The 19,380-nt window shown below is 71.0% G+C and carries 19 protein-coding genes; 14 read left to right on the plus strand and 5 right to left on the minus strand.

All coding sequences use genetic code 11. The annotated features are described in order from the left end of the window. Window positions 1-218: 218 nt before the first annotated feature. The 3 genes from I601_RS01480 to I601_RS01490 all read right to left on the minus strand — a co-directional run bounded on the left by I601_RS01480 (window position 219) and on the right by I601_RS01490 (window position 2,702). A complete protein-coding gene (locus tag I601_RS01480; RefSeq protein WP_068105512.1) occupies window positions 219-773 on the minus strand; it encodes a DinB family protein in 555 nt (184 codons plus the stop codon). Window positions 774-1,041: 268 nt separating this feature from the next. Continuing rightward, window positions 1,042-1,608, minus strand: coding sequence for a hypothetical protein (locus I601_RS01485; protein ID WP_068105515.1), 567 nt, complete (start codon window positions 1,606-1,608; stop codon window positions 1,042-1,044). Between the two features lie 134 nt (window positions 1,609-1,742). Beyond that, complete coding sequence (locus I601_RS01490; protein WP_068105517.1) at window positions 1,743-2,702, minus strand: class II glutamine amidotransferase; 960 nt, start codon at window positions 2,700-2,702, stop codon at window positions 1,743-1,745. A 182-nt stretch (window positions 2,703-2,884) separates the two neighbouring features. Here I601_RS01490 and I601_RS01495 point away from each other — a divergent pair, with 182 nt between their 5' ends. From I601_RS01495 to I601_RS01515, 5 genes are all read left to right on the plus strand, one after another. Further along, on the plus strand, window positions 2,885-3,841 hold the full coding sequence (locus tag I601_RS01495; RefSeq protein WP_084527010.1) for a MetQ/NlpA family ABC transporter substrate-binding protein: 957 nt from the start codon (window positions 2,885-2,887) through the stop codon (window positions 3,839-3,841). 9 nt (window positions 3,842-3,850) lie between these two features. Continuing rightward, the gene (locus tag I601_RS01500; protein WP_068105520.1) at window positions 3,851-4,894 is read left to right on the plus strand and encodes a methionine ABC transporter ATP-binding protein; all 1,044 of its coding nucleotides are present in this window, start codon (window positions 3,851-3,853) and stop codon (window positions 4,892-4,894) included. Continuing rightward, a complete protein-coding gene (locus I601_RS01505; RefSeq protein ID WP_068105522.1) occupies window positions 4,894-5,553 on the plus strand; it encodes a methionine ABC transporter permease in 660 nt (219 codons plus the stop codon). The genes I601_RS01500 and I601_RS01505 overlap by 1 nt, the downstream gene beginning before the upstream one ends. Window positions 5,554-5,628: 75 nt before the next feature. Next, window positions 5,629-6,072 carry a ferritin-like domain-containing protein gene (locus tag I601_RS01510; RefSeq protein ID WP_068105525.1) on the plus strand — a complete coding sequence of 148 codons (444 nt, stop codon included), beginning with the start codon at window positions 5,629-5,631 and terminating at the stop codon, window positions 6,070-6,072. A 46-nt stretch (window positions 6,073-6,118) separates the two neighbouring features. Further along, window positions 6,119-6,802, plus strand: a complete 684-nt coding sequence (locus tag I601_RS01515; RefSeq protein WP_068105528.1) for an alpha/beta fold hydrolase — start codon at window positions 6,119-6,121, stop codon at window positions 6,800-6,802. 2 nt (window positions 6,803-6,804) lie between these two features. Here the strand turns inward: I601_RS01515 and I601_RS01520 are convergent, their stop codons facing one another. Next, the gene (locus I601_RS01520; RefSeq protein WP_237089522.1) at window positions 6,805-7,536 is read right to left on the minus strand and encodes a MerR family transcriptional regulator; all 732 of its coding nucleotides are present in this window, start codon (window positions 7,534-7,536) and stop codon (window positions 6,805-6,807) included. 83 nt (window positions 7,537-7,619) lie between these two features. Here I601_RS01520 and I601_RS01525 point away from each other — a divergent pair, with 83 nt between their 5' ends. The 7 genes from I601_RS01525 to I601_RS01555 all read left to right on the plus strand — a co-directional run bounded on the left by I601_RS01525 (window position 7,620) and on the right by I601_RS01555 (window position 15,924). Further along, window positions 7,620-8,768 (plus strand): acyl-CoA dehydrogenase family protein, encoded by a 1,149-nt coding sequence (locus I601_RS01525; protein ID WP_068105534.1) that lies wholly within the window; start codon window positions 7,620-7,622, stop codon window positions 8,766-8,768. 51 nt (window positions 8,769-8,819) lie between these two features. Then, the gene (locus I601_RS01530) at window positions 8,820-10,958 is read left to right on the plus strand and encodes an MMPL family transporter (RefSeq protein ID WP_068105538.1); all 2,139 of its coding nucleotides are present in this window, start codon (window positions 8,820-8,822) and stop codon (window positions 10,956-10,958) included. A 9-nt stretch (window positions 10,959-10,967) separates the two neighbouring features. Beyond that, a complete protein-coding gene (locus tag I601_RS01535; protein ID WP_068105542.1) occupies window positions 10,968-13,514 on the plus strand; it encodes a bifunctional FO biosynthesis protein CofGH in 2,547 nt (848 codons plus the stop codon). Between the two features lie 66 nt (window positions 13,515-13,580). Further along, window positions 13,581-14,030: a DUF5709 domain-containing protein gene (locus tag I601_RS01540; protein WP_068105544.1), complete on the plus strand. Its 450-nt coding sequence runs from the start codon at window positions 13,581-13,583 to the stop codon at window positions 14,028-14,030. Window positions 14,031-14,050: 20 nt separating this feature from the next. Then, the gene (locus tag I601_RS01545; RefSeq protein ID WP_068105546.1) at window positions 14,051-14,449 is read left to right on the plus strand and encodes a VOC family protein; all 399 of its coding nucleotides are present in this window, start codon (window positions 14,051-14,053) and stop codon (window positions 14,447-14,449) included. A gap of 44 nt (window positions 14,450-14,493) precedes the next feature. Continuing rightward, window positions 14,494-15,372 (plus strand): TIGR03619 family F420-dependent LLM class oxidoreductase, encoded by an 879-nt coding sequence (locus tag I601_RS01550; RefSeq protein WP_068105548.1) that lies wholly within the window; start codon window positions 14,494-14,496, stop codon window positions 15,370-15,372. 165 nt (window positions 15,373-15,537) lie between these two features. Next, window positions 15,538-15,924 (plus strand): LapA family protein, encoded by a 387-nt coding sequence (locus I601_RS01555; RefSeq protein ID WP_068105551.1) that lies wholly within the window; start codon window positions 15,538-15,540, stop codon window positions 15,922-15,924. Window positions 15,925-15,951: 27 nt separating this feature from the next. Here I601_RS01555 and I601_RS01560 read toward each other — a convergent pair whose 3' ends face one another. Beyond that, window positions 15,952-17,502 carry a PucR family transcriptional regulator gene (locus I601_RS01560; protein ID WP_068105553.1) on the minus strand — a complete coding sequence of 517 codons (1,551 nt, stop codon included), beginning with the start codon at window positions 17,500-17,502 and terminating at the stop codon, window positions 15,952-15,954. A 139-nt stretch (window positions 17,503-17,641) separates the two neighbouring features. Here I601_RS01560 and I601_RS01565 point away from each other — a divergent pair, with 139 nt between their 5' ends. Together I601_RS01565 and codB are read left to right on the plus strand one after the other, a co-directional pair. Next, entirely contained in the window at window positions 17,642-18,103 is a 462-nt protein-coding gene (locus tag I601_RS01565; protein WP_068105555.1) for a nucleoside deaminase, read from the plus strand. Then, the gene (gene codB, locus I601_RS01570; protein WP_068105557.1) at window positions 18,100-19,380 is read left to right on the plus strand and encodes a cytosine permease; all 1,281 of its coding nucleotides are present in this window, start codon (window positions 18,100-18,102) and stop codon (window positions 19,378-19,380) included. The genes I601_RS01565 and codB overlap by 4 nt, the downstream gene beginning before the upstream one ends.

The raw sequence follows: 19,380 nt of genomic DNA on the forward strand, positions 1-19,380 counted from the left end.
GCAGGTGACCTCGCATCCGAGGCCGCCTTCGGCGGATGTGAAGTTGACTCCTTCGGTGGCCGTATCCCGGTCCTCGACCCGCAAGACCCGTCCTGCGAAGCCTCCGGTGAAGGGGGCGACCGGATCAGCGCGATGGCGCACTCATCTCGGCAGTTGCGCTCGGATCGCGGCAGAACCGGATGGCTGCGGGCGCACGCTACGCGGCAGTTGCGGACGATCTAGAAGCTGAAGTCCTTCGGTGCGCCTTCACCCACGCGACCATCCACTGCCTCGCGCAAGATGTCCGCGTGACCCGTATGGCGTGCGTACTCCTCGATCATGTCCAAGAGGATGGCGCGGACTGCCGGCGTGCGCCCGTCCGGCCAGGTGAAGGACGCGGGTCCGTCGAGCCCGCGCTCGTTGATCACGTCGGCGACGACCTCGCGCGACCGCTCGACCGCGTCTCGCCAGAGCGCGTAGACATCCCCTGGAGTGTCCAGCGCACCGGTGCGCCATTCCCAGTCAGGATCGGCGTCGAAATCCACTTCGTCCCACGGGGGGCCGTACTCCTGACCGGCGAGTTTGACAGCTAGCCAGTCCGCCTCGACCAGCGCCAAGTGCTTGACGAGCCCACCCAGGCTCATCCCACTCGCGGCCGTGGTGGCGCGCAAGCCCTCCTGGTCGAGACCCGACGTCTTCCACGCGAAGGTCCGCCGGTTTCGTTCGAGAACTGATAGCAGGGAGTCGGCCTCGGCGGTCACCGAGGAGGCGGGCTCGGACTCGACATCACTCACGATCGGAGCCTAGCCATCCATCCCCTCGGCTACCGCTCAGCGACATCATGCTGGTGATCCGAACGCACGCCACTCGGCACGATCGGAAAGTGTGGAGTCTGCGATCAACCAGGTTGATCCAAGACCCCACACTTTTCTGCCCCGGCTCACGTGCCCAGCGAGGCGCGCACTCTCCGGCAGGTCCGGACACCTCCGCGCGGATCCTCCACACCTCGATCGCTTGGGGCCCTGTGGCAGGACCTCGGGGGGCTGGACGCCGACGGGCGACTCACGGAACGAGGCGTGTGGGGTCTGCCGCGCGCCCTGGGGCACGGTCCCGGGCCCGGGAGACGGAGGCCACCACCAGGCACAGACCGGCGGCCATGACGAGCAGTCCCGAGACCGCCTCCCACCAGGGCCGCGCGTCGTAGGTCCCCACGGCGTACGTGAGCCCGGCGACGAGGGGGGTCGCGAGGACGAGCAGGACGGCTGCCGCGCGATCCCAGCCGCGGGCGACGACGGCGAGGTGCACCAGCAGCACAGGCGGCAGGAACAGCCAGACCCGCACCGCCAGGTCACCCCCGACCGGGTCCACGACGACTCCGGCCAGCCCGGACCGCAGGGTGGCGACACCGACCGCGGTGGTCGCGAGCACCACGCCGACCTGGGCGACGGCCGTGACGACGCCCGGCCGGCGACCGCTGAGGGCCCACGGGAGCAGCACGAAGGCCGCGGCGAGCACCAGCAGCGACCACCCGGCGAGCTGCGCGGCATCGCCTAAGGGTTCCCACGGAGCACCGGGTGCGACGAAGTCGTACAGGTGGTCCTGTCGCTCGAGGCACCGGTCGCTGTCCATGTCGCCCCAAGGACAGGCGCCGGCCCAGCGCCGCCACGAGGCCGCGGACATCAGGGCACCCGATACCACCAGCAGCGACCCGGCTCCGACTCTCATCACCCAGCCAGTCTGCGCCCCCGACCGCGCCATGACGTCTAGGGCGCCTCCACCTTGAGCCTGTTGACGGTCTTGGTGACGTGCTCGCCGTCGTTCTCCAGGAACACGATCTCGCCGAACTCCAGGCGCCCCCAACCGGCGTCGTCGTCCGTCAGCGGCTCTGAGGCGAAGACGACGGCCGTCGCCTCCTCCTCGGTGCACACCTCGAAGTCGTAGGTCGTCAGGTCGTGCTCGAAGTTGCGACCCATCAGCAGGTACATCGGCTCCAGGAGCATCGAGAGAGCGAAGTCGTCCGTGCCCGGGCCGGACTTCCGGAGCTCCTCCCAGTCACCGGCCGGGTCGATCTCGCCCTGGTGCCCGAGACCGACGTTGACCCCGATGATCCGGTTCGGCGACACCAGGGCCATCTTCAGCTTGGTCAGGGCTGCGAGGTCGAGGTCCTGCATCGCCCGGGCGATGAGACCGAGCATCTCCTCGATGGCGCGCTGGACGTCCTCGTCGCTGTCTCCCTCGAGCAGGGAGAGCAGCAGCACGTAGAGGAACTCCGTGTCGGTCGTGCCCCGCATCTGTTTCAGGTACCTGTCCTCGCAGTGCTGCAGCAGCTCCCTCTGCAGGAGCTGCCAGTGCGGCAGGCCCCCGTTCTGGGCGACGATCCACGGGGTCTCCTCGAAGGAGAAGGGGTGGCAGTTCTCGTCGGCCAGGACGGTCTTCGCGTTGTATGCGGCTGCTCGTACGTGGGCCAGCATCGTGCTGGCCCGGAGGCTGGGGATGACGCGCTCGGCGTTGTCGTCGTAGAAGGCGGCCATCGGTCGGCGGTAGATGAACGGGGCCTCCGGCTTGAGCAGGTGCTCGCCCCAGGCTCCGAACCCCCACCCTGCCAGCTGGAGCTCCGGGTGCCGCTCCGGGTCGAGAGCCTGGTTGACGAGGCTGTTCTCCGGGGTGAGCAGCAGGCTCTCCAGAGGCGTCTCCGGCCCGATGTAGGCGAGCACTCGGCACATAGGTTTCCTCCACTGACGGGTGACGCGCGGGCGGTCGGGCCACGGCTTGGCGTGCAGAGTAGACCCCCGCCACCCACCCCCCTGTGACGCACGTGACGGCTCGAACCGCAGCATGAGCGGAATTCCCCGAGCGATGGCCGGTTCTACCTGCGGTTCTCCCCTCGCTGCGAAAGGTCACCCCCGTGCCCGACACCTCCCCCACCGGTTCCTCCTCCACCGGCCCCGACCTCGTCGAGGCGCCCCGGCGCCGCCGCTGGCCGCTCGTGCTGGGCGCCCTGGTCGCGCTCGCCGTCGTCGCCGGCGTCGTGGTGGCCACCACCGGTGACGACGACTCCGCCGCGGCCGGGGAGACCGTCCGCATCGGTGTGGTCGGAGCCAGCGACCCGTACTGGGCCACCTACGAGGAGGCCGCCGCGGACGCGGGCATCGACGTCGAGATCATCGACTTCTCCGACTACAACCAGCCCAACCCCGCCGTCTCCGAGGGCGAGCTGGACCTCAACCAGTTCCAGCACATCGTCTTCCTCGCCGACTACAACGTCGCCAGCGGTGACGACCTGCAGCCGATCGGCGCGACCGCGATCTACCCCCTCGGCCTGCACTCGAAGCAGTACGACGCGGTCGAGGAGATCCCCGACGGCGCCACCGTGGCGGTCCCGAACGACGCCAGCAACCAGGCGCGGGCGCTCGTGCTGCTCCAGTCGGCCGGGCTCATCGAGCTGGAGAGCGGCGGCACGATCTTCTCCGACCTCGCCGACGTCGACACCGACGCCTCGCGCGTGCAGGTCGAGGCGCTCGACGCCGCGCTGACCGCGACCTCGCTCGACGACCTCGCCGGCGCCGTCGTCAACAACGACTTCGTCGAGCGGGCCGGTCTGGACTTCGACGACGCCCTGGCCCAGGACGACCCGAACGACGCCAACGCGCTGCCCTACGCCAACGTCTTCGCCGCCCGCGCGGGCGACCTCGACGACGCGACGTACCTGCAGCTGGTCGAGATCTACCAGGAGACCCAGGCCGTGCAGGACGGCGTCGTGGAGGTCTCCGGCGGCACCGCCGTTATGCTCGACACCCCCGTCGAGGACCTGCAGGACTCGCTGGCGAAGGTCGAGTCCGACACCCGCGCGCAGCAGGACTGACGAGACGCCGTGTCCGACTCCCCCCTCATCCGGCTCGCGGACGTGAGCCGCACCTTCCCGGCCCGCTCGCGGCAGGGAGCACAGGTGCACGCCCTCGACCGGGTCGACCTCGACGTCGCCGCGGGCGAGGTGCTCGGGGTGGTCGGCTACTCGGGCGCCGGCAAGTCGACCCTGCTGCGGCTGGTCAACGCACTCGACCGCCCCACGAGCGGCACGGTGACGGTGGCCGGGCGCGAGGTGAGCAGCCTGTCCGAGCGTGACCTGCGCGAGGTACGCCGCGACATCGGGATGATCTTCCAGCAGTTCAACCTGTTCGGCTCCCGCACCGTGTGGGGCAACATCGCCTACCCGCTCCAGGTCGCCGGCGTGCCGAAGCAGCAGCACCGGGCCCGGATCTCCGAGCTGCTGCACTTCGTCGGGCTCGCCGACAAGGCGCACGCGCACATCGAGCAGCTCTCGGGCGGGCAGAAGCAGCGCGTCGGGATCGCCCGCGCGCTCGCGACCAGCCCGCGCATCCTGCTGGCCGACGAGCCGACCAGCGCCCTCGACCCGCAGACCACCTCCGAGGTGCTGGCGCTGCTGCGCCGCGTCAACGAGGAGCTCGGGGTGACGATCGTGCTGATCACCCACGAGATGGAGGTCGTCCGCTCGCTGGCCCACCGGGTCGCCGTCATGGAGGCCGGACGCGTGGTCGAGACCGGGGACACCTACGACGTCTTCGCCGACCCGCAGCACCCCGCGACGCAGCAGTTCGTCAGCACCCTCGTCGAGAAGGGGCCGCCGCCGCGGGCGCTCGAGCGACTGCGGGAGCGCCACCCCGGCCGGATGGTGACGCTGTCCTTCCGCGACGAGCAGGCCTCACCGGCCGATGTGTTCGCGGCGTTCATCGAGCGCGGCGTCGAGTTCGAGCTGGTCCACGGCGGTGTCGAGGACGTCCGCGGCCGGACCTTCGGCCACCTCACCTTCACCCTGCGCGGCGACGAGCAGGCCGTGAGCGGTGCTCTCGCGCACGTCGCCACCCTGGTCGAGGTCACCGGACAGGAGGCGAGCTGATGGATCGCCTGGTCGAGCTCGACTCCCTCTTCGCCGAGGCGGCCCTCGAGACCCTGTACATCGTCGCCCTCACCCTGGGCATCGGCGGGCTCGGCGGCCTCCTCCTCGGGGTCCTGCTCTACACGACCCGCGGCGGCGGCATCGCCGCGAACCGCCTCGTCCACGTCGGTCTCAACCTGGTCGTGAACTTCTTCCGCCCGATCCCCTTCATCATCTTCATCGCCGCGGCGCAGCCCCTCGCGCGGATGGTCGTCGGCGTCGGGATCGGCAACCGGGCCATCATCTTCGCGCTGTCGCTCGCCGCGACCTTCGGCATCAGCCGCATCGTCGAGCAGAACCTGGTCTCGGTCGACCCCGGCGTCATCGAGGCCTCGCGCGCCATGGGGGCCGGCCGGTTGCGCACCATCCTGACCGTGCTGCTCCCCGAGGCCCTCGGGCCGCTCATCCTCGGCTACACCTTCGCGCTCGTGGCGATCGTCGACATGTCCGCCGTCGCCGGTGTGGTCGGCGGCGGAGGGCTCGGCGCCTTCGCCCTGACCTACGGCTACCGGCAGTTCGACCCCGTCGTGACCTGGGCCGCGGTGCTGGTGATCATCGCGTTCGTCCAGATGGTCCAGTTCGCCGGCAACCGGCTGGCCCGCTCTGTGATGCGCCGCTAGGCACCCGCGCGATGGTTGGGCGGCCGCGGCGCTGGGTAGGAGGCGCTGCCACGCACTCTCACCGAAGGAGCGGACATGTCGCAGGACGAGAAGGTCGCCAAGGAGCTGGTCGAGACGCTGAGGGACGGCGAGCGAGGCTTCACCAGTGCCGCCGAGAAGCTGCGCGACAGCGACCACCCCGAGTGGGCGACGCTGCTGCAGCGCCTGGCGCAGCAGCGCAAGGACTTCAGCCGCGAGATCATCGACCTCGGTCACGAGTACGGCGACGACGTCGACGAGAGCGGCTCCGTCGCCGCATCCCTGCACCGCGGGTGGATGTCGCTCAAGGACGCCCTGACCGGTGACGACGCCGACAAGGTCCTCGAGGCCGCCCTCACCGGTGAGGACCACGCGGTGTCGGAGTACGAGAAGGCGCTCGAGGCGGACCTCAGCGCCGGCTTCCACGAGGTCGTGAGCCGCCAGCACGCCGCCGTGGTCGCCGCACGCGGGGAGGTCAAGGCCCTCCAGGCCGCCGGCTGATCGAGCGACCCTGGCGCAGCACGCGCTACGGGCGCAGACTCGATGGATGAGCACCGTGCTGCTTGTCCATGGAGCGTTCTGCCGCGGATGGGTCTGGGAGGACACCGTCACAGCCCTGCGGAAGGCCGGCCATCGAGCGCACACGCTCGACCTGCCCAGCTCGGGCGCGGCGGCGGAGGGCCTGGGTGACCTGCAGGCCGACGCCGATGCGGTCAGGCAGGCCCTGGCCGGCATCGACGACGACGTCGTGCTGGTCGCCCACTCCGGTGGCGGGATGGTGCTGACGGAGCTGGCCGACCACCCCCGGGTCAGCCGCAGCGTGTACGTCGCTGCCCTCTGGCCCCAGAAGGGCCAGTCCGTCGGCGACCTGCTCGGCGGCGAGCTCCCCGGCTGGATCGCGATGCGTGAGGACGGCGCCGTCCAGGTCGCGGGCGACCCCGACGTCGTCCGGGACGCGTTGTGCCTGGACGTCGACCAGGACCGGTTCCTGACCGACCTGTATCCGCGCTACGTCCTCACGTCGCTCTCCAGCATCGGCGCCCCCAGCACGGCCCCGAGCCCGTCGCACCCGTCGAGCTACGTCATCTGCGAGCAGGACCACGCGGTGCCGCCGGAGGCGCAGGAGGCCATGGCCGGCGCAGCCGATCACGTGCACCGGCTGCCGTCGTCCCACTCGCCCATGCTGTCCATGCCGCAGCGGCTCGCGGAGGCGATCGCTGCGGCCGCGTGACCTCAGTCGCGGGCCAGCGACCGCGTGATCACGGCGTTCGCCGCGCGCTGGAAGCCGGCGACGACGGACTCCAGGGTCAGGCGGCGCAACTGGGGCAGGGTCCGCTCGATGCGCTCGGCCTCGGCCGGGGAGTGCTCGCCGCGCCGGTAGGGCGCGAGCACCCCGGTCCGCAGGATGTCGGTGAGCTCCTCGGCCAGCGCCGTCATGTGCCGCGTGATGGCGTCGCCCGCGGCGCCGACGCTCTCGGGCGGGACGTCGAGGCCGAGCAGGTCGAGCCCGATCTGCAGGTTCGGCATCACGCGGTAGCGCCCCTCCCCCACGGGGTCGACCAGGGTGAGCCGCTCGAGCATCTCGAGGTCCACCTCGCTCAGCGCCCGACCGGCGCGGACGTCGAGCTCGCCGCGGTCCAGCTCCTCCGGAGGTTGGGAGGTCCACGACGTGAGCATCGCCCGCTGGAGCGCCAGCTCCTCGACGCCTGCGCCCGCGGGGACCGACGCGACGTACCGCTCGATGGCCTGGAGGGTGAAGCCGTGCTCCTGCAGCGCCCGGACCAGCTCGAGGCGCGCGCGGTGCACCGCGTCGTAGTAGGCCACCCGCCCGCGCCGCAGTGGCGGCGGCAGCAGGCCGAGGCTCGCGTAGTAGCGCGTGGTGCGCACGGTCAGGCCGACCGCAGCGGCCAGCTCGTCGACCGTCAGCAGCGCGTCCGCGCCCTCGACCTCGGTGTGCGCCGTCATGGGCCTGACCATAACGCTTGTAGTGTGACAGTTCTGCTGTCACAGTTCTGCTCGTACGGTTCCGCACCACCACGGAGGCACTCATGGCCCAGCCCACGTCCATCTACACCGAGGAGCACGAGGACTTCCGCGCCATGGCGCGCGCCTTCATGGAGAAGGAGGTCGTCCCGCACCACGAGCAGTGGGAGAGGGACGGCCAGGTCAGCCGCGAGGTGTGGCGCAAGGCGGGCGAGGCGGGACTGCTCTGCTTCGACGTCGACGAGCAGTACGGCGGCATGGGGGTCAAGGACTTCCGCTACAACGCCGTCGTCGTGGAGGAGATCTCCAAGGTCGGCGCCAGCGGGCTGGGCTTCCCCGTGCACACCGACATCATCGTCCCCTACATCTCCTCCCTCGGCACCGAGGAGCAGAAGCAGCGCTGGCTGCCCGGACTGGTCTCCGGCGAGCTGATCTCGGCCATCGCGATGACCGAGCCCGGTGCCGGCTCCGACCTCCAGGGCCTGCGCACCAGCGCCGTCGACAAGGGCGACCACTGGGTCCTCAACGGCTCCAAGACCTTCATCAGCAACGGGATCATGAGCGACGTCGTCATCGTCGTCGCCCGCACCGACCCCGAGGCCGGTCACATGGGCTTCTCGCTGCTCGTGGTCGAGCGCGGCATGGAGGGCTTCGAGCGCGGTCGCAACCTCGACAAGATGGGTCTGAAGGCCCAGGACACCGCCGAGCTGTTCTTCGACAACGTCGCGGTGCCCAAGCAGAACCTCCTCGGCACCGAGGGCCACGGGTTCATCCACCTGATGGAGAACCTTCCCCAGGAGCGGGTGTCGATCGCCTGCATCGCCGTCGCCGCCTGCGAGCACGTGATGGACCTGTCCCTGTCCTACGCCAAGGAGCGCCAGGCCTTCGGCAAGCCGATCGGGAAGTTCCAGCACAACCGGTTCCTCCTCGCCGAGATGGCCACCGAGGTCTACATCGCGCGCACCTTCGTCAACGACTGCATCACCAAGCTCAACGCCGGCGAGGTCGACACCTCCCTGGCCTCGATGGCCAAGTGGTGGACCACCGAGCTGCAGAAGAAGCTCGTCGACCAGGGCGTGCAGCTGCACGGCGGCTACGGCTACATGAACGAGTACCCCATCGCCAAGGCCTACGTCGACAGCCGGATCCAGACCATCTACGGCGGAACCACCGAGATCCAGAAGGAGATCATCGGCCGCGGCCTCGGCGTCTGAGGAGGGGTCTCACCCCCGCGGGCTCCTCGCGCGTCCGGCACACTGCTCCCCATGAAGCGACGTTGGGTCTGGCCGCTGCTGATCGTGCTCGTCTGGGTGTTCGTGGGTGGCCCCCTCGGCTCCTTCGCCGGCCAGCTGGGCAGCGTCCAGGAGAACGACAACGCCGCCTTCCTGCCCGAGAGCTCCGAGTCGACCCAGGTGCTGGAGACCCTCACCGGCTTCCAGGAGGAGCAGACCGTGCCCACCACGGTCGTCTTCCAGCGCAACGGCGGCCTCGCGGGAGCCGACAACGAGGCCATCGCGGCGTACGCCGAGGAGCTGGGCCAGCTCGCTGACGTGGTCCGCGTCCAGGGCCCGGTGCCCTCCGAGGACTCCGAGGCCGCCCAGCTGGTCCTCCAGCTCGGCGTCACCGACGGCGAGGCGATCATCGAGAGCGTCGACGAGGTGCGAGCCGTGCTCGACGACGCCCCCGAGGGCCTCGAGGCCTACGTCGGCGGGCCGGGCGGCATCACCGCCGACCTGGTCAACGCCTTCGGCGCGATCGACGGCCTGCTCCTGCTCGTCGCCCTGGGCGTCGTGCTGGTGATCCTCGTGATCGTCTACCGCACGCCGGTGCTGCCCTTCGTGGTCCTCTTCTCCTCCGTCCTGGGCCTCGGGCTCGCCTCCGCCTCCATCTACGCGCTGGCCTCGGCCGGCGTGATCGCGCTCAGCGGTCAGAGCCAGGGCATCCTCTTCATCCTCGCCATCGGTGCCGCGACCGACTACTCGCTGCTGCTGGTGGCCCGCTTCCGCGAGGAGCTGCGCGACCGGGAGTCGAAGTACGACGCCATGCGCGCCTCGCTGCGTGCCGTGCTCGAGCCCATCAGCGCCTCGGGCGCGACGGTGATCCTGGGCCTGCTGTGCCTGCTCCTCTCGGACCTCGCCAGCCTCAAGGGCCTCGGTCCGGTGGGCGCCATCGGCATCGCCGCAGCCATGCTGGTCTCGCTCACCTTCCTGCCGGCGGCGCTGGTGCTGCTGGGCCGCAAGGCCTTCTGGCCGCTGGTCCCGGCCTACGGATCGGACCACAAGGTCACCGAGGGTCTGTGGGGCCGTGTCTCCGACCTGGTGCGCGACAAGGCCGTGGCCGTGGCCAGCGTGACCACGCTGGTGCTGGCGGTCTTCGCCGGCTTCGCCTTCACCCTCGACGAGGACCCGGTCCCCCAGACGGACCTGTTCCTCACCGCCGAGGAGTCGGTGGCCGCCCAGGACGTGCTCGACGCGCACTTCGACGCCGACACCGCCAGCCCGCTGCAGATCGTGGTGCCCACCGACCAGCTAGGCCCGGTCCTCGAGCTCGTCAGCGCCGACGAGGGCGTCTCGCAGGAGAGCGAGGGCCGGCAGCCGCCGGTGGTCCCGATCCCCGAGGCGGACGACCCGCAGCAGCCGCGCAGCGTGGACGGCAGGAGCATCGTGATCGCCAACCTCGCCGACGGCAGCGAGACCGCGGCCGCGACCGCCACCGTGGAGCGGCTGCGCGCCGACCTCGCCGAGGTGGACCCCGACATCCTCGTCGGCGGCTCCACCGCGACCCTGCTCGACACCCGCGAGACCACCAACCGCGACCGCGCCGTGGTGATCCCGACCATCCTCGTGGTCATCTTCCTGGTCCTGGCCCTGCTGCTGCGCTCGCTGGCGGCCGCCGGGCTGCTGATCCTCGCCAACGTGCTGTCCTTCGGTGCCACCATCGGCGTCAGCGCCCTGGTCTTCGAGCACGTCTTCGACTTCCCGGCCAGCGATCCCTCGACGCTGTTGATCGGCTTCGTCTTCCTGGTCGCGCTGGGCATCGACTACTCGATCTTCCTGATGACCCGGGTGCGTGAGGAGGCGCTGCGGCTGGGCACCCGACCGGGCATCCTCAAGGGGCTCTCGGTGACCGGCGGGGTGATCACCTCGGCCGGCGTCGTGCTGGCCGCGACCTTCGCCGCCCTGGGCGTCGTGCCGATCATCTTCCTGGCGCAGATCGCCTTCATCGTCTCCTTCGGCGTCCTCCTGGACACCCTCGTCGTGCGCTCGCTGCTGGTCCCGGCGGTCTGCTACCTCGCCGGCCCGCGCACCTGGTGGCCCTCCGCGCTGGCCGCCGCCGAGCAGCCCGCGGACCGAGCTGTCCCGGCCGGTGGGCCCGGCCACGAGGACCGTGGTCGTCGCGGATAATGTGCGGTGATGAGCCAGCAGCCGACGCCCCAGCAGGTACGCCGCGCCCTGGCGAGAGCGGAGCGAGGAGCGGCGCTGGACCCGGCCGAGGCCGAGGTGCTCCTGGCCGCCACCGGCGCCGACCTGGACCGGCTCTGTGCGGCCGCCGCCCAGGTCCGCGACGCCGGTCTGCTCGCGGCGGGCCGACCGGGCGTGGTGACCTACTCCCCCAAGGTGTTCATCCCGATCACCCGGCTGTGCCGCGACCGCTGCCACTACTGCACCTTCGTCGAGACGCCCGCCCAGGCGGCGCGCGGGGGGCGGGCGCCGTACCTGTCCCCCGACGAGATCCTCGACATCGCCCGCCAGGGCGCCGAGCTCGGCTGCCTGGAGGCGCTGTTCACCCTCGGTGACCGACCCGAGGACCGCTGGCCCGAGGCCCAGGCGTGGCTCGACGAGCAGGGCTACGACTCGACGCTGTCCTACCTCCGCGCGATGGCGGTGCGGGTGCTCGAGGAGACCGGGCTGCTGCCGCACCTCAACCCGGGCGTGATGACCTGGGAGGAGATGAACCGTCTCAAGCCGGTGTCGCCGTCGATGGGGATGATGCTCGAGACCACCAGCCGGCGGCTCTTCGAGACCAAGGGCGAGGCGCACCACGGCTCCCCCGACAAGGACCCCGACGTGCGCCTGCGCGTGCTCGAGGACGCCGGGCGGCTCTCGATCCCGTTCACGACCGGGCTGCTGGTGGGGATCGGCGAGGACCTCACCGAGCGCGCCGAGACGATCTTCGCGCTGCGCAAGGTCGCCAAGGCCTTCGGCTCGGTGCAGGAGGTCATCGTCCAGAACTTCCGGGCCAAGCCCGACACCGCGATGCGCCACACCGACGACCTCGACCTCGACGAGTACCGCGCCGCGATCGCGGTGACCCGGTTGGTGCTCGGCCCCAAGGCCCGGGTGCAGGCGCCGCCGAACCTCGTGGACCTCGCGGAGTGCCAGGCGCTGCTCGGCGCCGGCGTCGACGACTGGGGCGGCGTCTCGCCGCTGACCCCCGACCACGTCAACCCCGAGCGCCCCTGGCCCTCGCTGGAGCGGCTGCGCGAGATCACCGCCGCCTGCGGGCTCGAGCTGGCCGCGCGGCTGACCGTGCACCCCGAGTACGTCCGCGCGGCGCTCCAGGACGGCGCCCCGTGGCTGGACCCGCGCGTGGTGGGTCACGTGGCGGCCCTGGCCCGGCCCGACGGCCTGGCCCGCGACGGCGTACGCCCGGTGGGTCGGCCGTGGCAGGAGCCCGAGGGCGGCTTCGAGTCGACCGGTCGCACCGACCTGCACACCGCGGTGGACGACGACGGCCCCGGTGGGGGCCGCACCGACGACCGGCGCTCGGACTTCAGCGAGGTCTACGGCGACTGGGAGTCCGTCAAGACGGCCGCCGAGAGCACCTCCGTCGACGGGGCCCCGGCCGTGCTGCACGCCGAGGGACGCGCCGCGATGGCCGCCGCGGAGGCCGACCCGGGCGGGCTCTCCGACGAGCACGCCTACACGCTGATGACCGCCGAGGGCGCGCTGCTCGACGAGGTCTGCCGCCTGGCCGACCACCTGCGCCACGAGGCCGTGGGCGACGACGTCACCTACATCGTCAACCGCAACATCAACTTCACCAACGTCTGCTACGTCGGCTGCCGCTTCTGCGCCTTCGCGCAGCGCAAGACCGACGCCGACGCCTACACGCTGTCCCTCGACGAGGTGGCCGACCGGGCCGCGGAGGCCTGGGACCTCGGCGCCACCGAGGTCTGCATGCAGGGCGGCATCGACCCCGAGCTGCCGGCGACGGCGTACTTCGACCTGGTCACCGCGGTGAAGCAGCGGGTGCCGGAGATGCACGTGCACGCGTTCAGCCCGATGGAGATCGTCAACGGCACCGCCCGCACCGGGCTGTCGATCGAGGACTTCCTCATCAAGGCGCGCGAGGCCGGGCTCGGCTCGCTGCCGGGCACTGCGGCGGAGATCCTCGACGACGAGGTGCGCTGGGTGCTGACCAAGGGCAAGCTGCCCGCGCGCACCTGGGTCGAGATCGTCTCGACCGCGCACCGCGTGGGCATCCCGACGACCAGCACGATGATGTACGGCCACGTCGACAACCCGCGGCACTGGGTGGGCCACCTGCGGGTGCTCTCCCGCATCCAGGACGAGTCCCTGGCCGCCGGCAGCACGGGCTTCACCGAGTTCGTGCCGCTGCCGTTCGTGCACACCTCCTCCCCGATCTACCTGGCCGGCGTCGCCCGGCCCGGACCGAGCATGCGCGACAACCTCGCGGTGCACGCGATGGCGCGGATCCTCCTGCACGGCCGGATCGACAACATCCAGACGTCCTGGGTCAAGCTCGGTGTCGAGGGCACCCGGGCGATGCTGCGCGCCGGCGTCAACGACGTCGGCGGCACGCTGATGGAGGAGACCATCTCGCGGATGGCCGGCTCCGAGCACGGCTCGGCCAAGACCGTCGAGGAGCTGCGCGACATGGCCGCCGGCATCGGCCGCCCCGTCCACGAGCGCACCACCCTCTACGCCCGCCGCTGAGGGCCGAGCGGCCGTCGGCCCGAACGGGTGGGCTGGTCGGCATCCGTGCGTGGATACGGTGGACGCATGAGCACCGGACCGAACGACCAGGACGACACCTACGGCGACTACTCCGTCGACGAGAGCGACCAGCTGACCGGCGAGGACACCCTGGCCGACGGTGACGTGGAGGACCAGCTCGACCGCGGCTACTCCCCGCCGGAGAGCTACTCGCCGGGACAGGGCTTCGGCAACACGCCCTACGAGGAGGCCACCGGGGAATCGCTGGACCAGCGGGTCGCCCAGGAGGTCCCCGAGCCCGACCCGTACGTCGAGGCCGAGGCCGAGGCAGCCCGGGAGCACGTCGGCGGCGAGGTCGGTGACGAGCGCGCCGGCCGCCTGGTCGACCCCGACGAGGGGCTGGGCGAGGACATGGAGTCCGAGCTGGTCGGCGACGACGTCGGCATCGACGGGGCAGCCGCGTCGGCCGAGGAGGCCGCGGTGCACGTCATCCCGGACGACACCACCGAGGCCTGAGGCACCGATAGGGTCCGGGCATGAGCGAGCAGCGAGCCCGGGCCCTGCACCACCTCGACCTGTGGGTCGGCGATCTCGACCGAGCCATCGACGAGTGGGGGTGGCTGCTCGGGGAGGTCGGCTGGGAGGTCGACCCGGCACGCTCGTCGTGGACACATCCCGACGGCACGTACCTCTTCATCGAGCACTCCCCCGACCAGGCCGACGCCGTCTACGACCGGATGCGTCCGGGGATCAACCACCTCGCCCTGAGCATCGAGTCGCGGGTCCGGCTGGACCGGATCCGTGCGGAGTCGACCGCCCACGGCTGGCACGAGATGTATGCCGACCGCTACCCGCACGCGGGCGGCGACGCGCACGTGGCGCTCTACCTGGAGAGCTCCGAGGGCTTCGAGGTCGAGGTCGTGCTGGGCGACTGAACCGATCCTCTCCCCAGACCTAGAACGCGTTCTATCCTCGACGGATGCGCTTCTCGATCAGCACGGCCTACCTGCCGGTCCACGAGCTCGACGCACTCGCCCGCGCGGCGGACCGGCTGGGCTACCACGCGCTGGCCATCCCCGACCACGTCGTGGACCTGGAGACCCTGAGCACGCCGTACCCGTACACCAGTGACGGCGCCCGCCGCTGGGGGCATGAAGCGCCCTGGCCGGACCCGTGGGTGCTGGTGGGTGCCCTGGCGGCCGTGACCACCCGGCTGCACTTCTTCACCTCGGTCTACGTGGTGGCCCTGCGCAACCCGTTCCAGGTCGCCAAGTCGGTCGGCACCGCCGCCGCCCTGTCCGGAGGCCGGGTGGCCCTCGGGGTGGGCACCGGCTGGTGCCGCGAGGAGTTCGAGCTCCTCGGCCAGGACTTCGGCACCCGGGGGCGGCGTACCGACGAGGCGCTGGCGCTGCTCGCCGAGCTGTGGCAGCCCGGCTGGAGCGAGTTCGCCGGCGAGCACTACACCGCTCCCCGCCTGGTCATGCATCCCACGCCCCCGGCACGGGTGCCGATCTACGTCGGCGGCCTCTCGGAGGTGGCCATGCGTCGTGCCGCCCGCCACGACGGCTGGATCGGCGACCTGTACACGATCGACGAGGCCGCCGAGCATGCCCGCAGGCTGGCGCAGCTGCGCGAGGAGGCCGGGCGCGAGGACGCCGACTTCCGCTTCTTCACCGCCCTCACCGACGCGTTCACGCCCGATCAGTTCGCCGACGCGCACGAGCGCGGCGTGACGGACGTGATGACGATGCCGTGGGCCTACTACCACGGTCTGGACGTGGACCTGGACCGCAAGATCGACGGGCTGGAGCGCTTCGCCGCCGACGTCCTCGCGCCGATGGGCGCGGATCGGAAATAGGTAGAACCGCTGGGGTCTCGGGTCCCCAGCGGTTCTGTTGAACACTATACGACACCGGTGTCTGGTTGTCAGCGGTTCCGGTGGGGTGAGGTCGACCACGGCGTCGAGGGCACTACCGTGGACGGACAGCCGCAGCCCGTGCACCCGCCACCTGGGAGGAACCCCTTGAGCACCTCGACCCCCACCCCTGGCGACGAGCCGACCACTCCCCCGAGCAGCGGGACCGCACCCCGCCCGGACCGGGGCACCCCGCCGGCGCCGAGCGGCAAGCCCGCGGGCGCCAAGGCCGAGGATCCCCTGCGCGGGTCCCGCACCAGCGGCCTGTACGCCGCCGTGGTCGGCCTGGGGGTGCTGCTGGTCCTGCTGATCATCTTCATCGCGCAGAACACCGACAAGACCACGGTGCGGTTCCTCAGCTTCCAGGGCGAGACCCCGGTCGCCGTGGCGATGCTGATCGCGACCACGGCCGGCATCCTGCTCACCGCCATCGCCGGCAGCCTGCGCATCATCCAGCTGCGGCGCCGGACGAAGCGGGACATCAAGAGCCGCTGAGCCCGCCCGCCGGTCCGGCCGGTCGTCTCATCGGCTCCGGGGAGACCGGTCGAAGGCCGCCTGGGGATCCAGGCCGGTGCGCATCCGCCAAGCGGTGAGCGCCAGCCCCATGCCGATGAGGTGCGCAGGCTCCTCGAGAGTGACGCCCAACAGCTTCTCGATCCGTGCCAGGCGCGCGTAGAGGCTCTGTCGTCGGATGCCCAGTGCCCGGGCCGTCACCGTCTTCGACAGCCCCGCGTCGAGGTAGCGGTCCAGCGTGCGGACCAGATCCGCCTCGTGCTCACGGTCGTGCGCGATGAGCGCCCCGATCTGCTCTTGCACGAAGGCGGTCAGCCGCCCCTCGTCCGTCGACGTCGCGAGCAGGCGCTGGACGCCGACGTCGCGGGCCATCACCACCCCCGACCGGACTCCGTACCGGCGAGCAGATCGCAGCACCTCCCGGGCTTCGGCCACGGCACCGGCGAGGTCCGCCAGGTCTGCGACGGGTGCAGCCACCGCAGTCAGGAGGGTCTCGACGCACAGGCGTCGCCGGACCTCTCCGGCAGCCCCCTCCATCGAGGCGCGCACCGCCTGAGGGGGCGCCCGCCTCCCACCCCGGACCACCGCGACGACCTCACCTCCCACGGCCCCGATCAGCGGTGGGCCCATGACCGGCGTGAGGCACTCGACCACGAGCGGGATCACATCGAGCACCGGCAGGCCGGCGCCGGCATCGATCGCCGCGACGACCAGGTGCTCCCCCTCGCTGCACAGCCAACCGGCCTCCGTCAGCCGGCGTTCCACGTCGCCTCGGGAGCCCAGGACACCGGCCGCGAGGTCGGTCACGACGGACTGGGCCAGGGACGGACGCTGGCCCAGACCCGGATGGCGCGCGAGCTCCAGTGCCACGGCGGTCGCAGCCCGCGCGATGATGGCTTCTCGCCGCCGGGTCCCGCGACCACGCAGCACGAGCATTCCCAACGGGCCTGCGGCTCCCCGCACTTCAGCCGCGACCTGGTCGATCGCGGACTCGATCGAGCTGATCCGGCTCCGCTCCACGACCCGCCCGTCGACGTTGCGGTACTCGACCACGCACCCTGCGGTGCGCGAGACCGCGTCGAGCAGGGCCCGCAGTCCTTCCCCAGCGACCACGACCGCCAACAGGTCCCACCAGAGGGGCTCCCCCGATCGAGCGGAGCCGAGCTTCTTGCGCAGGATCAGCTCGTGGAAGTCCTCGACCATGCGCTCGAACGGGACCACGGACTGGAGGGTGATGAAGACGAGGCCTCGGCGCTGCGCAGCAGCCAGCATCGACGGCGGCACCTCGAAGAAGGAACGCCCGAGCTCGAGCGCCACTCCCACGCACCCGGCGTCAGCCACCTGGTCGACGTAGTCCGCCAGCTGCGAGGCGGAGCGGCCGTGGAGACCCAGACCAGTGGTCAGGAGCACCTCCCCGCCCGCCAGCAGGGCACCCATCTCGTAGACCTCCGACGAGTGCACCCAGCGCACCATGACACGCGTCGGGTCCCCGGTCAGCGTCCGTGCCGACGCCGCGCGGAACGAGGGCAGCCCGAGGACCTCTTCGAGCTTCACGAGCATGTTGACTCCTCACCCCGCGACACTTCGTCCCCTAGACATCTCTGTCCGAGGGACACTATGCCCCTGGCAGACCCCCGGACCTCATGGTGACCTGTTCCACACCACCGGCCGTCATGCACGGCCTGACACGAGGAGCATCATGAGCGACCAACGATCCGACCACCACTACCTGGGACTTGCGCTCGAACAGGCACAGCTGGGGTGGGACGAAGGTGGAGTGCCGATCGGCGCGGCATTGGTGCACCGCGGCGAGGTGCTGGCCGTGGGCAGGAACCGTCGCGTCCAGCTCGGGAGTGCGATCCGCCACGGGGAGACCGACTGCATCGAGACGGCTGGCCGGCTCCCGGCGAAGGTCTACCGCGAGAGCGTGCTCTACACGACTCTCTCGCCCTGCTTCATGTGCGCAGGAACAGCGGTCCTCTACGACATCCCACGCATCGTGGTGGGTGAGAACCGCTCGTTCGAGGCCTCCGAGTCCTGGCTGCGCTCGCGCGGCGTGACGATCGACGTCCTCGACGACGCCGCGTGCCACGCGCTGATGCAGCGCATGATGAGCGAGCGGCCGCAGCTCTGGGCCGAGGACATCGGTGAGGAAGCATGACGACCCAGGCGAAGGCCACCAGTGAACGGGTGATCGACCCCGACTACCCGGTCACCCCGGTTCCGGCCCATGCCCGGAAGTCGTTCTTCTCGCTCGCCGTGGTCCTGCTCGGCTTCACCATCTTCACCCCGACGATGTTGGCGGGTGCGGCTCTGGGCACCGCCTTCAACCTGGGCGACCTGCTCCTCGTCATCCTGCTCGGCTCCCTCGTGCTGGGCAGCTACGTCGCGGCGCTCGGCTGGATCGGCGCCCGCACGGGACTGACCACCGTGGTGATGGCGCGCTACTCGCTCGGCACCCGAGGGGCCAAGCTCGCCTCCATCCTGCTGGGCGGGACCCAGATCGGCTGGTACGGCGTCATCATCGGCACCATCGGCGAGCTCACCGCCCAGGCCTTCGACTGGGAGTCGTACGCCGCCCGAGCGGCCGTGATGATCCTGACCAGCGTCCTGATGTGCGTCACGGCCTGCTACGGGTACCGGGGCATGTACTGGGTCTCGCTCGTGTCCACCCCCCTGATCATGCTGCTGGCGGTCTGGGTCGTGTCACGCTCGCTCGACGAGGTCGGCGGCCTGTCCGGCCTCGCGGCCATCGAGCCCTCGGGGTCGATGACGCTCGCCGTCGCCGTCACGACCGTGGTGGGGACGTTCGTCTCGGCCGGCACCCAGGCCCCCAACTGGACCAGGTTCGGCCGGTCCGGCGGCCAGGCCGTCTGGGCCTGCCTGATCGGGTTCCTGATCGGCAACGGACTGATGATCCTCTTCGGTGCCATCGGGGCCATCACGTTCGGGGAGGGCGACTTCGTCCTGGTGCTCTACCAGCTCGGTCTGGTCGGCTGGGGCGTGGTGCTCCTGTTCGGGAACCTGTGGAAGAGCAACGCGGACACCGCCTACGCCTTCGGCGTGGCCGGTGCGGAGCTGTTCCAGAAGCCCAGCAAGACGCCGTTCATCATCGGAGGCGCCGTGATCGGCACAGCGCTCGCACTCGCCGGCGTGCACCACCACCTGGTCGACTACCTGGTGCTGCTGGGCATCTTCATCCCGCCGCTGGGTGGCGTCATCATCGGCGACTACGTCGCGCGCTGGCGCGCAGGGATGCCCGAGGGGACCCTCCTGCCGGCCCTGCACGGCCCCAACCTGGGCGCCTACGCCCTCGCGAGCCTGCTGGCCTGGCTCTCCGACAGGATGGAGATCGGCATCCCACCCGTCATCGGCATCGGCGTCGCGGTGGTCGCGACGATCCTGCTCGGCCGGGTGCGCACGGGTGCGGCCCGCTGA

Origin of the sequence: Nocardioides dokdonensis FR1436 (assembly GCF_001653335.1) — a bacterium.
In the GTDB taxonomy this organism is placed as follows: Bacteria; Actinomycetota; Actinomycetes; order Propionibacteriales; family Nocardioidaceae; genus Nocardioides; species Nocardioides dokdonensis.